This window comes from Idiomarina ramblicola, from assembly GCF_003987255.1.
GTDB lineage: Bacteria > Pseudomonadota > Gammaproteobacteria > Enterobacterales > Alteromonadaceae > Idiomarina > Idiomarina ramblicola.
The window spans coordinates 108456-124637 of the sequence record NZ_PIQC01000007.1 but is presented as its reverse complement, the minus strand read 5'-3'; the positions used below and the strand labels follow the sequence as shown (position 1 = coordinate 124637).

11 protein-coding genes and 2 tRNA genes are annotated in these 16182 nt (G+C 47.2%); 1 reads left to right on the top strand and 12 read right to left on the bottom strand.

Features of this window, described 5'->3' with window-relative positions:
* Nucleotides 1–64: 64 nt before the first annotated feature.
* The 4 genes from CWI78_RS10275 to CWI78_RS10260 all read right to left on the bottom strand — a co-directional run bounded on the left by CWI78_RS10275 (nt 65) and on the right by CWI78_RS10260 (nt 5060).
* Complete coding sequence (locus tag CWI78_RS10275) at nt 65–724, bottom strand: gamma-glutamyl-gamma-aminobutyrate hydrolase family protein (protein ID WP_126782712.1); 660 nt, start codon at nt 722–724, stop codon at nt 65–67.
* Nucleotides 697–1674 carry an amidoligase family protein gene (locus tag CWI78_RS10270; RefSeq protein ID WP_126782773.1) on the bottom strand — a complete coding sequence of 326 codons (978 nt, stop codon included), beginning with the start codon at nt 1672–1674 and terminating at the stop codon, nt 697–699. Before CWI78_RS10270 ends, CWI78_RS10275 begins: the two co-directional genes overlap by 28 nt.
* Nucleotides 1667–3052: a M28 family metallopeptidase gene (locus CWI78_RS10265; protein ID WP_126782711.1), complete on the bottom strand. Its 1386-nt coding sequence runs from the start codon at nt 3050–3052 to the stop codon at nt 1667–1669. Before CWI78_RS10265 ends, CWI78_RS10270 begins: the two co-directional genes overlap by 8 nt.
* A 94-nt stretch (nt 3053–3146) precedes the next feature.
* Nucleotides 3147–5060, bottom strand: coding sequence for a PilZ domain-containing protein (locus tag CWI78_RS10260; RefSeq protein ID WP_126782710.1), 1914 nt, complete (start codon nt 5058–5060; stop codon nt 3147–3149).
* A gap of 71 nt (nt 5061–5131) precedes the next feature.
* On the opposite strand from CWI78_RS10260, the gene CWI78_RS10255 reads away from it, so the two are divergent.
* The gene (locus CWI78_RS10255) at nt 5132–5977 is read left to right on the top strand and encodes an SDR family oxidoreductase (RefSeq protein WP_126782709.1); all 846 of its coding nucleotides are present in this window, start codon (nt 5132–5134) and stop codon (nt 5975–5977) included.
* Between the two features lie 6 nt (nt 5978–5983).
* Here CWI78_RS10255 and CWI78_RS10250 read toward each other — a convergent pair whose 3' ends face one another.
* The 8 genes from CWI78_RS10250 to tolB form a co-directional block, all read right to left on the bottom strand.
* Nucleotides 5984–7405: an FAD-dependent oxidoreductase gene (locus CWI78_RS10250; RefSeq protein WP_126782708.1), complete on the bottom strand. Its 1422-nt coding sequence runs from the start codon at nt 7403–7405 to the stop codon at nt 5984–5986.
* Complete coding sequence (gltB, locus tag CWI78_RS10245; protein ID WP_126782707.1) at nt 7405–11871, bottom strand: glutamate synthase large subunit; 4467 nt, start codon at nt 11869–11871, stop codon at nt 7405–7407. The genes CWI78_RS10250 and gltB overlap by 1 nt, the downstream gene beginning before the upstream one ends.
* A 139-nt stretch (nt 11872–12010) precedes the next feature.
* Nucleotides 12011–13051, bottom strand: coding sequence for a quinolinate synthase NadA (gene nadA / locus CWI78_RS10240; protein WP_126782706.1), 1041 nt, complete (start codon nt 13049–13051; stop codon nt 12011–12013).
* 89 nt (nt 13052–13140) lie between these two features.
* Nucleotides 13141–13216: transfer RNA gene (locus CWI78_RS10235), tRNA-Lys, on the bottom strand.
* Between the two features lie 31 nt (nt 13217–13247).
* A tRNA-Lys gene (locus tag CWI78_RS10230) sits at nt 13248–13323 on the bottom strand.
* A gap of 131 nt (nt 13324–13454) precedes the next feature.
* The gene (gene ybgF / locus CWI78_RS10225; RefSeq protein WP_244213117.1) at nt 13455–14165 is read right to left on the bottom strand and encodes a tol-pal system protein YbgF; all 711 of its coding nucleotides are present in this window, start codon (nt 14163–14165) and stop codon (nt 13455–13457) included.
* Nucleotides 14166–14234: 69 nt separating this feature from the next.
* Nucleotides 14235–14771 (bottom strand): peptidoglycan-associated lipoprotein Pal, encoded by a 537-nt coding sequence (pal, locus tag CWI78_RS10220; protein ID WP_126782704.1) that lies wholly within the window; start codon nt 14769–14771, stop codon nt 14235–14237.
* 50 nt (nt 14772–14821) lie between these two features.
* Nucleotides 14822–16171, bottom strand: a complete 1350-nt coding sequence (gene tolB, locus CWI78_RS10215; protein ID WP_126782703.1) for a Tol-Pal system beta propeller repeat protein TolB — start codon at nt 16169–16171, stop codon at nt 14822–14824.
* Nucleotides 16172–16182 lie beyond the last annotated feature (11 nt).

The following is a 16182-nucleotide window of genomic DNA, read 5'->3' as shown; positions in this document are numbered from 1 at the left end:
GATTAAAACCTAGGATGGATCAGGAAAACTGATGAAATGAGGCATGTATAATCGAAATGTTCAATTATTGTTTTATAAGCCAACGAAAAATTCGAACTTGGCTGGGAACGTAAAATAAATATTCAGGATGCCACTGTACGCCAATGATTGTCTGTTCGTCCTGGCCTTCGGAGGCTTGCAAAAAACCATCTAAGTCCCAGCCCACAGCAAGCATACCGACACCGGTTTGTTTTACAATTTGCGAATGCAAGCTGTTAACCCGGAGTTTTTGCTTTTTACAGATTCTCGCCAACCGGCTTTCAGGCTCAATGAACACCTGCTTAGTTGGTAATAACCCCGGTCGATTATAGGTTAGCTGTCGTAGCTTTCGGATATTTTGGTCAAGCGCGCCCCCCAGTACCACGTTAATTAATTGCGACCCGCGACAAATGCCTAGCAATGGTTTTTTATTCTCCAGAGCCCAGCGTATCCAACTGACTTCCAGTTCATCACGATCAGGATCATACTCGCCATCAGGTTCGGGGGGCTGATTATACTGGGAAGGGCTAATGTCATCGCCCCCTCCTATAATCACCGCATCGATATTATTTTGCTCACAACGGTGTCTGACACTTGCCCGCAAAGGCGTAGCACCAAGACATTTCAGAATAAGCCAGGTACACCACCAGGACGGAGACCAACGCCTGGCTGTTCCAGTTACAACCACTCGCGGTCTTGCAGCCATTGCTCCAGCCTTTTCTTCCAGTCTTTTTCAGAAACCCCCATTAAAGGACGCTCAGCGTCTTTAAACGCTTGTTTCCAGTAGTCTAGCGCCTGTTGGTCATCAGCCAGGGCATCGACTACCCACCACATTTTCCAGGGTTCCGTTAATTGCCAGTCCGGGTGCTCAAGCTGACAATTTGGCAAGCGATAATGAAATGTCGGACGCGCGTTGATCTTATTATCATCCACCGCAGCCATAACCTTTTCTTCATCCAAAAAAGCGAACAGCGGCAACATATCCAAAGCGCGGTTGCGGGTCGCATTGTGTTTCAGGTAGTCGTCAATAAGTTGTTCCTGAGTTACCTCATGCTGGGTCACCAACAGTCGGGTATAGGCTTCTGGGTACTTATCAATGTAAGGACTGAGTTTACGCGTTGTATCAACACGGTGGGCTTCAACCAACCACCATTGCAATAGGGAAAACGCCTGCAGATAACGGAGTAAAACATTGGCATCTAATGACGGCACTTCGGGATTGATGTGAACACCATAAGCAGCTATCCAGGATTCGTCCGTGCCTTTTGCTCCCGCTTTTCTTAATGCCTCAGTCAACGGAAGTAACTGCTCACATTGTTTGAGTGACAGCGGCGGACAGACAATTTCAATTGGCACAAGATTCTCGGCAAGACTGCCTAACTCACGAACCCAGGCCGATTCGTCTCCGCCTTCCGCTTTGGCCTTTCGCTTTAAATAATCCCAGTCGATTTCAACGTTAAACGAACCGAGGCCATTCACTTCAATTTTTTGCTCTGCTTTGGAGACAGAAACTAACTCGCCCGGCAATTCCTGCTGCAAAACATCAACAGTCTGTTCCAGAGTTAAACCGCTAAACTCCAGTTCAAAACCAACCTTGCGGTCTTCCCCTTCATAATTTAGCGGCTCAGTTAATGCTTTAAACGACGCTTTACTCAATAGAGAATGTCCCTGCTGGTCCCGGAAATACAACCGGGCTTTCAAAACCATCATTACTGACACTAGCTACACCAAAAATGTAATTATCGATCACCACATTTTCCAGTGTGTACTCATTTACGTTACCGACGTAACGGCTAAACTGCCACTGTGGGGCACTGGTTAAACGCCAGTAAATTTTATAACCAGCGATATTTTCTTTATCTTCTGCCTGCGGTGTCCAGCGCAAGGTTGTATCCGGTTTCACTGCACCTTCAATTTCTACTTCTGCAGGCGGTCTTGGTGCCCACGACATGCTCGCCATGGAAACCGCGTTTAACGCCGTCAGTTTCGCTGCGTAATCAAAATCGACGCCATCGATGGTATCGCCGTATTCAATCCCGTTTTCGACGCGTAGGTCCTGGTGCTGGCGATTATAGTTTTCGTTGGTTTCCATAATGCGGATACCCGCATAGCCTAAATCATTAAAAGGTCTATGGTGCCCACCACGACCAAAGCGATCTAAACGATAAACAATCATGGTGTCTAAATTCGCTATATAGCGGTCAGCTACGGTATCAATGTAGCGCGCTAAGTTGCGTGAAGGTGAGTCCACTTCGCCACCATAAAAACGACGCATGGTTGCTTCGCGCTCCGACTCATTCATACGGGTGCCTTCAGCAAAAATACGCGCGGTGGTATTATTAATAACCCCGTTAATACCTTCAATATTACCAATCATGTCATTGTTAAGCACAGCGGTCAGATGCCATTCCTCATCTTTGGCTTTTTTTGCCAGAATTTTTCCGCCAAACAGACCTTGTTCCTCGCCTGCCAGTGCCGCATAAACAATAGAACCATCAAATTCGTACTGGGTCAGCACTCGTGCCGCTTCTAACGCGCCGGCGACACCAGAGGCATTGTCATTCGCACCGGGAGCATCCGAGGTGTAATCCATAACATCACTAACGCGCGAGTCGATGTCCCCGGACATCATCACATAACGATTAGGGTCTGTTTTGCCACGCTGAACCGCAATGACACTTTTTACTTCCACAGGGTCGGGTATGCGCTCTTCTCCCGAAATCGTGTCGCTGACGTACATCACTTCAAGACAGCCTCCACAGGCTTCTGATATACGTTCAAACTCAGCAAAAATCCAACGTCTTGCGGCGCCAATGCCGCGTGTATCCGATTCAGTTTCGGATAACGTATGACGAGTGCCAAAATCGACCAGCGTCTGAATGTCATTTTCGATACGGTCAGCCTGCATTGCGCCAGCTATTTCGTGTAACTTTTCTTGTTCTTTGTAATCAATCCCGTTCTGAGCAACGGCTGCAAGCGGCAATGCCAAGCCAAAACCGACTGCCAATAAGGGATTTGCCCATGATTTGAACATAGTTGAATACCTGTTAATAAATGAACCAATTTTGATTATGCGGCAAATACCCAACGATGAAAAGCCACGACAGTAAGGCCTGCCGGTAACGGATTTACGACGAAACAGTCAATTCAGACAGATCAATGAGAGTCTGAGTCACGTCAGTCAACGTCATAACCGCCTGCAGTTGAGAAAAGCTTCCTTCAAGCTCTTTTGCCCGATGCGGTAAGTAGCGCTGAATATAGGACAGACTTTCCATCAACTCCGCAGGAAAGCGGTTAGCACAGGGCTGAGCAGACACCAGAACGGCAACAAAGTGGCTGCTGTCATTTAAAAAGCGTATGTATTCGGCGGCTTCTTCAAAACTCTCATATTCCTGAATATCGCGTCCCATGACGGCTTCTTTTTGAAGCGAGCTGCTCACTCTTAAAAGTAAAATGCGAGACGAAAACTTGTCCTCGCCCGATAACTGACGCAGTTTTTTCCTCAACTGACAGCTCAGGCGGCGCCCACCAAGAATTCGGTCGCCATTGGCTAACCAAAATTCGACCTCATTAAACAACGAAGGCAAACCATCTGTTAACGACATTAGCCCAGCAAGTTGAGGTTCCCATTCAACCCCTTGTTTATAAAGAAAGAGCGCACTTGATAGCACATGGGGGAAAACCCGATGCTTTGCCGAGGACGCATCACTCAACAGTTTGACGTTTAATTTTTCTGCGCCTTTACTGCGGTAACCCTGCAACTTAGATAAATCCGGCTTTTCATTCGCGGTGTTTTTCCGAAGCGGTGTTTTTACTGAATTTAATTCCGCGTAAATAAGCTGCTTTTCTTTGCTATAAGTTATTGTCAGTTGGTAACAGCGCGTAACGTAGCCTGCGACCCGTAGCGCATTAAGCGTCACCATTAGAGATTTATCTGTTTGTAATGCCTGTAGAGGAAGTAAGTACTCGCGCCAGACCTTATTAACCGGCAAGCTAATACGAAAAAATGTCACCTGTCGACGAGTTGCTTTGCGGGAGTCCTTTAATAACGAAATGCTGGATTGCACCCACTGCTGTTCAAAAAGTTCAGCAAGTAAGTCTTCCTGGTGTTGTTGCCAGCTATTCAACAGTGTTTGGTTTGCTACTGTTTTTATTACAGCAAAGGTACTGGAGTTATCGCTAAAAAGGACAGGCAAAGCCTGAATCGCTTGAAACCAGTAGTCTTCATGTCCGCGTGCAATCACTCGTTGCGCGACATGCTCAACATTAATTTTGTAACGACGTCTGGACTTCGTCACAATCTCGGACAGAAGTTTGCTGAGTTCATCATCCATAGACTCGTCAAAACGTTTTAAACGCAGGTACAAAAACGTCTCTTTTTCTTTAACGCCGACAACACGATACTCATAACCTGTATTAGCATCAAAAACAAAATCATCTGAAAAGCCATGAAAAGACAAAGTGACACGAGCATGTTTCAGTCCAGCCAGTTGTTGCTCAAAAGGAAGCTTTAGCTGTAAACCTGAAAGTGAAACGTCCACGGTCATCGCGTTTAACTTCTGGCCGTCAGCTAGCTCCATTTTTACGGAAGTCACAAGGTTCATCCGCTCTTCACGACGCTCATATTGATAGCCAGCGATAAAGCTGCCCAGAGCTTTGTCTTGTTCTTCCTGAGTCTGAGCTTTGTGCTCTGCCAGTTTTTGATGGTGTGCTTTTAACGCCAGTATTTTTGCTTTGGTGTCATTAGTAAAAACCCCTTTATAAGCACGCAGTCCTTCTTCAAATATTTTTCTGGCGGTTAAATCGAAATAGTGCGTGCGCCCCTGAAAGGTATAGGGCTCAACCTCAGCCGGGATTTTTTTACGAAGATCAACAACACCCAGCGCCGGTTTTGCTAATTCAGTAATTTGCATGCGAAGCTTGAGCTTTTCGGGCCCGCTTAGGTGCGCTGTTTTACGTTTAAAAAGAGATTCAAATTGAGAGCGGTGGTAATCTGTTTTAAGCTCGTCAACCAAGGTCTCAATTAGGGCGTCACTGCTCATAATGGGCTGCTGATCAGTATCATTATTATTTTGTCCAACATTTAATTTACATTAACGCTAAGAGGATCTTCATGCAAACGCTTTTACTCGGTTACGGTGATCTTGCAGACCGCGTTGCGCAAAGGCTTAGCGCATTTAAAAGCCAGGTTACCGGAGTTTGCAGAACACCCACAAATAAACCCGTACGCCCCGGTGTCGACTTACTTGCGGCTGACTTAAACAATGAACAAGAACTCTATCAGCTGTTTAAGCAGAAGTGGGACAACGTCGTTATTACTCTAACCCCGACAAAAGATGCAGAAGATAGCTATCATCAGGGTTATGTGGTCCCCTGCCGACACCTGCAGCAAGTTTTAGCTCAGCAAACTCATCAACCGAATATTATTTACGTTTCCAGCACCGGCGTTTATGCGCAACGTGATGGAGAGTGGATTGATGAAAACAGCCTAACTGAGCCCAATTCTGATTCCGGCAAGGCGTTATTGCAAGCGGAGTCACTGATCCATGCATTACCCGGCCAAACTTCAATTCTTCGTTGCAGCGGTATTTACGGCGAAGGACGTGACTTTTTACTGCGCCAGCTCAGTCAAGGGAAAGCACAGTTACGCGACAGCTGGACCAACCGCATACATCAGGACGATGTCGCAGGCTTTATCGTCCACCTGTTGACACAAGTTACCCAGCCTCTTCCTGTTTATTTAGTCAACGACGATGAACCCATTAAACAATACAAAGTTTATCAATGGCTTGCCCAGCAGTTAGGGCTTGAACTACCTGAACATATCGATACTACAGTAGGACCCAGAGGCTCTAAACGCTGCCTGAATAAAGGTCTTAAAGACAGTGGCTACCAACTGCAATATTCCAGCTTCCGCGAGGGTTATGCCGCCGTTATTGAACAATGGCAGCGCCAATAGCGCTGCTTAAAGCCGGTCAAAGTAGTCCAGTATTCCCTCCGCTGCGTCACGCCCTTCGGCTATGGCAGTCACTACCAGATCGGCACCACGTACCATATCACCGCCGGCAAATATCTTAGGGTTACTGGTTTGCATAGCAAACTCAGTATCACCCGTTGCTAACACAGTACCCCAATTGCTCAATTCCACTTTATGTTGTTGTAACCATTCTGGTGGGTTGGGCTGGTAACCAAAGGCAATAATCACTGCGGTGGCGGGCATCAGGAACTCTGATTCGGCTACCGCCTGCGGCCTGCGCCGACCTTCATCATCGGCTGGGCCGAGCTCCGTGCGAACCATTTTCACGCCACTGACTTTACCTGTCTCGTCCGTTACGATCTCTAATGGTTGCAAATTAAACTCAAAAACTACCCCTTCTTCTCGAGCGTTCTGCACTTCTTTGCGCGACCCCGGCATGTTGCCTTCGTCTCGACGATACGCACAGACAACCGACTTAGCTCCCTGCCTTATCGAGGTTCTGACACAATCCATAGCCGTATCACCACCACCCAGCACAACCACAGACTCATCTTTAACATCAATAAGCGGATACTGGGACATCGGTTCATGAGCCATAAGTCGTTGTGTATTGCCAATTAAAAACGGCAATGCCGGATAAACACCGTCAGCATTCAGGCCTTTCAACTTTCCGTCCAGTGCTTTGTAAGTTCCTAAAGCCAAGAATACCGCATCGTAACTGGCCTCCAAGTCGGCAAAGCTGATGTCTTTACCCACCTCAACGCCCAACTTAAATTCAATGCCCATATCAGTGAATATTTCACGCCGTAACGTCATCACAGCTTTATCCAGCTTGAATGGCGGAATCCCGTAAGTTAGCAGCCCGCCAATTTCCGGGTAGCGATCATACACCACGGCTTTGACACCATTGCGAGCTAATACGTCAGCACAGGCAAGACCCGCAGGCCCTGCACCAATAACCGCAACCCGTTCCTGACGCTGTGTTACTCCGCTTAGGTCCGGACGCCATCCCTGTTTAAAGGCTTCGTCGACCATTTGCTTTTCAATACTACCAATCGTCACTGCGCCAAAGCCGTCGTTGAGTGTACAGGCTCCTTCACATAGACGATCCTGCGGGCATACCCGACCACAGACCTCCGGTAGACTGTTGGTCTTGTGCATCAATTCCGCCGCTTCAATAACCCGACCCTCGTTAGCCAACTCCAGCCACTGAGGAATATAATTATGAACCGGACACTGCCATTCGCAATAAGGGTTACCGCAGTCCAGGCAGCGGTCCGCCTGACCTTTTAGCTGCACACCCGGCATCGGATCATAAATTTCTTTGAATTCAATTCGGCGTTCTTCAACCGAGCGTTTAGGCGGATCGATGCGTTGTACATCTAAAAATTGATAAATATTCTTGTTCATTACATCACCTGCACACGTAATTCTGCGGTCGACCGCGCTCGATGCCCTAACAGCTCTTTGACATCGGCCGCTTTCGGTTTGACGATATAAAAGCTATCCACAACTTGCTCAAAATTGCGCAGTAATTCGCGGGAATACTGACTACCCGTGGCTTCGTGATGCTCATGAATTAAGCCGCGTAAGTGCTCTTGAATAATTGGAGTATCCAGTGACACCGCCTCAACCAGTTCATGGTTAAGCCGACGGTGTAAATCGCCATCGCTATCCCTTAAATAGGCAAAACCACCGGTCATACCGGCACCAAAGTTAATGCCACATTCCCCCAGCACCACCACAATACCGCCGGTCATATATTCACAACCGTGGTCGCCAATGCCTTCTACTACGGCTGTGGCCCCCGAATTGCGCACCGCAAAGCGCTCGCCGGTGCAACCGGCAGCATAGAGTTTCCCCCCGGTTGCGCCATACAGACAGGTGTTCCCCATAATAACCGCCTGGTGACTGTTATAACGGCAGCCCGCAGGCGGTTTAATGGTAATTTCGCCTCCAGCCATACCTTTACCCACGTAATCGTTCGCGTCTCCGGTCAGGTGCAACTTTAAGCCGCCAGCGTTCCATGCGCCGAAGCTTTGCCCGGCGGTACCAATAAAACCTAGAGTGATTGGCGCCACAGCCATTCCCTGGTTGCCATGTTGGCTGGCAATATAACCGGACACACTTGCGCCAACAGAGCGATCATCATTACGAATGGTCAGTGACCAGTGTCCGCCTTTGCGTGCATCAATCGGCTCTCTACACAGTTCCAGTAGGCGTTGGTTGAGTTTACCCTGGTCAAATGGCGGGTTCTTATCAGTACAATACAATGCGTGTTCAGACCCAACTCCGGCCGATTCAAGCAGTGCCGTCAACTGTAATTGCTGCTGACGCTTAGTTTCGCCGGGCAAGCGCTCCAGTAAATCAACCCGTCCGATAGCATCGGTTAACTGAGCTAAGCCGAGGTGAGCAAGAATGTCACGAACCTCTTCAGCCATAAACTCAAATAATTTCACCACGCGTTCCGGTAAGCCTGAAAAGTGTTCACGGCGCAATGTTTCGTCCTGTGTTGCCACTCCGGTCGCACAGTTATTCAGGTGACAAATGCGCAAGTATTTACAGCCCAGAGCTATCATCGGAGCAGTACCAAAGCCAAAGCTCTCAGCACCTAATATCGCCGCTTTTACTATGTCCATGCCGGTTTTTAATCCGCCATCGACCTGTAAGCGAATTTTGTGACGCAAGTTATTCGCCACCAGGGCTTCGTGCACTTCGACCAATCCTAATTCCCAGGGAGAGCCAGCGTACTTTACCGACGTCATTGGGCTTGCACCGGTTCCGCCATCGTAGCCGGATACCGTAATCAAATCCGCATACGCTTTCGCAACGCCCGTGGCTATGGTGCCAATTCCGGGCGTAGAGACCAGTTTCACTGAAACTAATGCCTTTGGGTTAACTTGTTTTAAATCAAAGATCAGTTGAGCTAAATCTTCAATGGAGTAAATATCATGATGCGGCGGCGGTGATATTAACGTGGTACCGGCTACGGCATAACGTAACTGTGCAATTTCAGCAGTGACTTTTTCACCTGGCAACTGCCCTCCTTCTCCAGGTTTTGCCCCCTGTGCAACTTTTATCTGAATAACATCGGCGTTGACCAGATAGTGCGGTGTCACTCCAAAACGGCCTGAAGCTACTTGCTTAATTCGGGAATTTTTAGCGTTATTGAACCGTTTTGGATCCTCACCCCCTTCACCAGAATTTGAATGCCCGCCAATTTGGTTCATTGCAATAGCCAGAGCTTCGTGCGCCTCGGCGCTCAATGCCCCTATCGACATAGCCGCCGTATCAAACCGCTGAAACAGACGTTCTTTTGCTTCAACTTTTTCTTTCATCAGCTTTGCCGTTTCCGGCAATTTAATACCCAACAAATCGCGAAGGTGGGTAACCGGCCTTTGATTCACAAACTTGGCGTAAACGTCGTAGTCCCGCTGCTCACCTGTTGCTACCGCACGTTGTAATGACGTGACCACATCCGGGTTATACGCATGGTATTCCCCACCGTGCACATATTTCAGCAAACCGCCCTGAGCCAAAGGTTTGCGTTTTAACCAGGCCTTGTGGAAACTTTGCTGGAGATCCTGCTGAATATCATCAAAGCCGGTACCGTCAATACGTGCAGGAACGTTTGCAAAACAAAGACGACGAACATCTTCGTTAAGCCCTACCGCCTCGAACAAAGAGGACCCCCGGTATCCTGCCACCGTGGCTATTCCCATTTTTGACAGTATTTTTAAAAGCCCTTTATTCAGACCTTTACGGTAGTTCAGCAACGCTTCTCTAATATCCAGAGTCAATTTACCACAAGCAACCAACTGCTCCACCGTCTCATAAGCCAGATAAGGGTAGACTGCAGTCGCCCCCAAACCCAGCAATACAGCCATGTGATGAGGATCTCTCGCGGAAGCTGTTTCAATAATAATGTTCGAATCGCAGCGCAAGTCATCAGCCACTAAAGCCTGCTGAACAGCACCAACCGCCATAGCAGCCGGTATCATCAGCTGTTCACGCTGCAGACCTCTGTCGCTCAGTATCAGAATAACAGTTTGCTCGTCCTTAACCGCACTTTTTGCATCATCAACAAGGCTTTTTATAGCCTGCTGCAGGTTGTGTTCCTCTGATTTAAACGCCAGCGACAATGTCGTTGCGTGATAATGCTTTTCATCCAGTTCACGTAACTGCTTTAAATCGGTATACATCAGGATAGGTGATTCGAACACCACCCTATCAGCATCACCAGAGGCTTCGTTAAACACATTGTGTTCGCGCCCAATTATGGTCGAAAGAGACATCACGTGCCGCTCGCGAATGGGGTCAATCGCAGGGTTTGTCACCTGCGCAAACTGTTGCCGAAAGTAGTCGTAGAGCAAACGGGGTTGTTTCGAGAGAACCGCGGTCGGTGTATCGTCGCCCATTGAGCCTACAGCTTCCTGACCATCTTTTGCCAAAACGCTGATGATTTGCTGTAATTCTTCTTCTGAGTACAGGTAAGCTTTATGCAAAACCAGCATGGTTTCATCGTCATACAGGCGCTGACCCAGCTTGTCGGCGTGACTGCGTTCAAATGGAATTAAATGACGCCGATGCTGTTCCAGCCACTGCTTATAAGGATGGCGCTGCTTTAACTCATCTTCTATTTCGTCGTTATACCAAATTTTACCGGTATAAGTATCGACCGCCATCATTTGCCCCGGACCTAATCGCCCTTTTTCTACGACTTCCTGTTCGTCGTAATCCCAAATGCCCACTTCAGAAGCAATAGTCAGAACACCAGAACGCGTTAAAACATAGCGGGCCGGCCGCAAACCATTGCGATCCAGGCTACAAGCCACATGTCTGCCGTTACTCATTACCACGCCGGCCGGTCCATCCCAGGGCTCCATGTGCAGCGAGTTAAACTCATAGAAAGCGCGCATTTCATCAGACATTGTCGCGTCGCCTTGCCAGGCAGGTGGAATTAACAGACGCATAGCCCGAAATAGATCCATACCGCCGGCTAACAACAATTCCAGCATATTATCTAACGAAGCAGAGTCGGAGCCAGACAAGCCAACTAACGGTTTGGCATCCTGTAAATCCGGTAGCAAAGGGGTCTGAAATTTATAAGCCCTCGCCTGCGCCCATTGCCGATTGCCCCTTATGGTATTAATTTCGCCGTTATGAGCCAGAAACCGGAAGGGTTGAGCTAAAGGCCAGCGCGGTTCGGTGTTGGTTGAGAAACGTTGATGGAATACGCAGATAGAGGTTTTCATATTGGCATCGGCTAAATCCGCATAGTAGGCGGGCAAATCCGCCGCCATCATCAGTCCTTTATAAACCAGTACCAAACTCGATAACGACGAAATATAGAGCTCTTCCTGGTTAGGAATCAGCTTCTCAATGCGTCTGCGCGCCATGTACAGGCGCCTTTCCAAATCTTTTTTGCGCCAGCCCGGAGGAGCGGACACCAAAACTTGCTCTATAACAGGCTCAGACGATTTAGCACCTTCCCCCAGCACTTGATTGTCGACCGGAACTTTACGCCAACCATTGACGGCTAAGGTCTCTTTCTGAAGTTCCTGCTCAATAAGCTGACGGGCAGTTTCACGCTTATCGTTGTCGCGAGAGAAGAAAACCATACCAACAGCAAATTTTTTGCTCAGTTGCCAGCCTTCTCCTTCTGCAAATTGACGAAAGAACTGTTCAGGCATTTGCAAGAGCAAACCGCAACCATCACCGGTTTTTCCATCCGCACCAATACCACCACGATGTTGCATCCGATCCAAAGCCTTAACCGCTGTGGAAATCAGGCCTTGTTGGGCTTCGCCTTTAACATTAGCAATAATGCCAAAGCCGCAGTTGTCGCGTACTTCAGCCGGATCATAAAACCCCATGAAAATGCCACCCGAATAATTATTCAATAAAGCTAGATTACCATGCAGGCATCTACTTCGGTAGACACCGAGGTTATGATCGTTATAAAAATGTTGTATAGACAGAAAATAAAAAGGCTCCCGAAGGAGCCTGTGTTAATTATTTGAGCGTTGCAGCAAATTCCAGCATTCGATCCAGTGGTACCATAGCTTTTTTACCTAAAGCGTCGTCAACATGGATTTCATGCGCCTCACCGCCATCTTTCAGCGCTTCTTCTATGGCTTTTAGTCCATTCATCGCCATCCAGGGGCAATGTGCACAACTACGGCAAGTTGCACCATTCCCTGCTGTCGGGGCTTCAATAAAGGTTTTGTTCGGTTGCAACTGCTGCATTTTGTAGAAAATACCTTTATCAGTTGCCACAATGAACGTTTCGTTTGACAGCTCCTGGCTCGCTTTAATCAGTTGCGATGTAGAGCCTACCGCATCTGCCATAGCGACAATATTTTCTGGTGATTCAGGGTGCACAAGAATAGCGGCATCCGGATGAAGCTTTTTCATGTCCTCCAGCGCTTTTGCTTTAAACTCATCGTGCACCACACAGGCTCCCTGCCATAACAACATATCTGCGCCGGTTTCACGCGCGATATAACCACCTAAATGACGGTCAGGGGCCCAGAGTATTTTTTCACCTTTAGCATCCAGGTGGTCAACAAGCTCAAGTGCCATACTGGATGTGACCACCCAATCTGCTCGCGCCTTAACAGCTGCAGAGGTATTTGCGTAGACAACGACAGTTCTGTCAGGATGCTGATCACAAAACTCAGCGAACTTCTCAGGGGGACAACCAAGGTCCAGCGAGCACTCAGCTTTTAGCGTTGGCATCAGCACTTGCTTATGAGGCGTTAAAATTTTCGCCGTTTCCCCCATAAAGCGAACACCGGCTACAATCAATTTTTTTGCAGGGTGGTCACGACCAAATCGCGCCATCTCTAATGAATCAGCCACACACCCACCGGTTTCTTCAGCTAATGCTTGAATATCAGGGTCGGTGTAATAATGAGCCACCAAAACAGCTTCTTCATCAATAAGAAGCTGCTTTATGCGTTCAATTGTCTCTGATTTTTCTTCCGCACTTAACGGTTTAGGTTTAAGCGGAAAAGTATAATCAAGGCTATCCAGCGTTTGAATCTCGGTCATGATACTACGGCTTATTTTCCAAGTGTTCTTGATAAGTGGGGCTTATTATAGCTGAATTCAAGATGTGCTTGTAGCTAAGTAATTGGAAGTGGTGGGTTGTGCAGGATTCGAACCTGCGACCAATTGATTAAAAGTCAACTGCTCTACCAACTGAGCTAACAACCCATATTCAGATAGATAATTTTAATTGGCGACGTGGTGGGTTGTGCAGGATTCGAACCTGCGACCAATTGATTAAAAGTCAACTGCTCTACCAACTGAGCTAACAACCCAACGCCAATAATGTTGCCGATTCTGCTTGGCAACGGCGGCATAGTTTACTGAAATAGTGCGCTTATGCAACTTAAAATTGAAAAAAACCGTGCAACTGCTTAATTCACGAACACATGTTGCTGAGTTGTTACTAATTCAGGCGCTGTTTTGCCAAATTAGCTTCGGTACTATCGGGATATTCTTCAATAACTTGCTGGTAATATGCCGTTGCATCTGCCGACTGATCCTGCTCGCTGGCAATAGCACCCAATTTTAATAAACAATCACCACGTTTATTACTGTCGGGATAATCATTTACGACAGTTTCAAACTGTTGTTTTGCTTCGTCGTATTGACGCTTTGCGAAAAACAACTGTCCTAACCAATAGTGAGCATTAGGGGCATACGTCGAATTTGGAAAGTTTTTCAGAAAGGACTGAAATGCAGGTATAGCATCATCATAACGCTTATCTTCAAGCACTAAAGCTATTGCCTTGTCGTAAGCGTCATTCTCACTTAAATTTGGAGAATAACTGCTGCTGTCTGTTTGTGTTGGAACCTGGTTCAGCTCATCGTACTCATCACCAGCATTATTACTCTGGCTATTGTTCTCTTTCAAGTTACTGAAACGACGATCAATTTCCTGATACAGCTCGCGCTGGCGTTCTAACAATTGCTCCAGGCGATATTCATGCTCTTCCGTTATTCCTCTTAATTCAGCAACATCCTGCTGTAGAGAACCTAACTGATTCAGCATTTTCAGCTGAGCATCCGAGCGAGCTTCAAGCATACGCTCAATTTGCTCTAGTCGTTGCTCAACGTCACCTGAAGATGACAATCCAGAAACCGGTGCCTGGGCCATAACAGCTCCAGGCACACACAAACATACAGCTAACAGCGTTTTTCTCATGAACTATCCGTATTTCTTAGATTAGTAAACTAAAACGGCACGACGGTTTTTAGAGTACGCACGTTCGTTTGATTCGTTCACCATCGGCTTCTCTTCACCATATGAAACAGTCGAAGTTTGAGAATCCTGAACACCTAGGTTCTGCAGATAGCTTTCAACCGCTTTAGCACGGCGTTCACCCAGTGCGATGTTGTATTCAGGCGTACCGCGTTCATCGGTATGACCTTCAATAACAACTTTTACAGATGGGTTTTTTACTAAGTAGTCAGCATGCGCTGACAACAGGTCAGTGTATTCTGACTGGATGTTAGATTTATCAAAAGCGAAGTAAATGATGTGTTCTTTACGTAACGCTTCCATTTTTTCCTGACGCTCTTCTTCAGGAGTCTGTGCGCGATCTGCTGCGCCTACTTCAACACCAGAGTCTTGCTCAGCTTGTTGATTGGTCTCTTGACCTGCGCCCGCACCTGAATCGGTTTCTTGGTTTGAGCTACAAGCGGCCAGAGTTGCCATTGGTACAACGATTGCCAGAGCTTTAAAAAGTTTATTAAGCTGCATCCTTTTCGTCCTTATCGTTTTATCGAACAATTCAACCATTCAGGCTTGTTTTACATAAATGGCGACCAAGCTGGTGATTTAACTTCACCATCGGTTGCCGGTAATCGTGCTTTAAAACGTCCATCGATAGAAACCAAAGCCAGTACTTGCATATTGTTATGGGTTGTACTGTAAATGACCATACTGCCATTTGGCGCCACACTGGGTGACTCATCCAATGCCGTTTTAGTTAAAACTTGCATCGTTCCACGCGGGAACTCTTGCTTAGCGATATGATAATTACCACGTGTTCTATTGACTAAAATCATATCTTTGCCAGACGGTGATACTGTACCACCTAAATTCTGTTCACCTTCAAAGGTTAAACGCCGAACCTGACCTGATGATAAATTTACGCTATATAGTTGCGGTCTGCCACCTCTTTCTGAGGTAAACACCAAAGATTCACCATCAGGTGTCCAACTCGGCTCTGTATCAATCCTACGATTACGAGTAATACGTTGCAAGTCCTTAGTATTAATATCAAAGACATAAAGTTCAGGATTCCCATCCTTTGATAAAACCATAGCTAACTTTTCGCCATCTGGCGAGAAAACTGGGCTGCCATTTATTCCTGGAAACGACGTCAGCTTTTCCCGGCGGGTGGTATAAATATCCTGCATGAATATTTCCGCCGTTTTATTTTCAAAGCTGACATACGCAAGCTTACTTCCGTCGGGTGACCATGAAGGTGACATCAAAGGCTCAGGGCTGCGTAAAAGAATTTTCTCATTAGCCCCATCGTAATCCGCTACCGCCAATTTGTACGGATAGCGATCATCGTGGTTCACGGTGACATAAGCAATCTTGGTCATAAAAGCACCGCGCTCTCCCGTTAATGATTCATAAACAACATCCGAAATTCGGTGGGCATATGAGCGGAATTGATCACCATCAATAACACTAGAGCGCGAATCAAGAATATGATCATTACTCTGTACGAGTTCGCCGTTTCGCAGCATTTGCGAATTACCGCCAGTAATTTGACCTCTCAGTACATCAATAACTTCAAACTTGACCATATAGCGATCAACAGAATAAGGTTCTATCGAACCAACCAAAATCGCCTCTACTCCCATTTTAGCCCATGCAGAGTAGTCAATGTCCCCATCGGCTGCAGGCCTTTGTGGCATCGCGCTTGAAGGAATAGGGTTGAACTTGCCGCTGCGCATAAGGTCAGCTGCAATTACATCGGTGAGCTCGCTGGGCGCTTCTCCCTCACCTTTCCACTGAAAAGGCACAACCGCAATTGGACGCGCTGTATCGATACCTTCCGTGATGACGATTTCCAGAACACCCGCGCGAGCAAAAGCCGTTAGCGCGACAAAGAGCAATACGCTGTTAATTAATATTTTTTTCATCGGTCACCTTG

What these genes read in the sequence shown, in the direction of transcription:
- CWI78_RS10275 (WP_126782712.1), bottom strand. Translation starts at nt 724, where the DNA reads ATGGCTGCAAGACCGCGAGTGGTTGTAACTGGAACAGCCAGGCGTTGG.
- CWI78_RS10265 (WP_126782711.1), bottom strand. Translation starts at nt 3,052, where the DNA reads ATGTTCAAATCATGGGCAAATCCCTTATTGGCAGTCGGTTTTGGCTTG.
- CWI78_RS10260 (WP_126782710.1), bottom strand. Translation starts at nt 5,060, where the DNA reads ATGAGCAGTGACGCCCTAATTGAGACCTTGGTTGACGAGCTTAAAACA.
- CWI78_RS10255 (WP_126782709.1), top strand. Translation starts at nt 5,132, where the DNA reads ATGCAAACGCTTTTACTCGGTTACGGTGATCTTGCAGACCGCGTTGCG.
- CWI78_RS10250 (WP_126782708.1), bottom strand. Translation starts at nt 7,405, where the DNA reads ATGAACAAGAATATTTATCAATTTTTAGATGTACAACGCATCGATCCG.
- gltB (WP_126782707.1), bottom strand. Translation starts at nt 11,871, where the DNA reads ATGGGGTTTTATGATCCGGCTGAAGTACGCGACAACTGCGGCTTTGGC.
- nadA (WP_126782706.1), bottom strand. Translation starts at nt 13,051, where the DNA reads ATGACCGAGATTCAAACGCTGGATAGCCTTGATTATACTTTTCCGCTT.
- ybgF (WP_244213117.1), bottom strand. Translation starts at nt 14,165, where the DNA reads ATGGCCCAGGCACCGGTTTCTGGATTGTCATCTTCAGGTGACGTTGAG.
- pal (WP_126782704.1), bottom strand. Translation starts at nt 14,771, where the DNA reads ATGCAGCTTAATAAACTTTTTAAAGCTCTGGCAATCGTTGTACCAATG.
- tolB (WP_126782703.1), bottom strand. Translation starts at nt 16,171, where the DNA reads ATGAAAAAAATATTAATTAACAGCGTATTGCTCTTTGTCGCGCTAACG.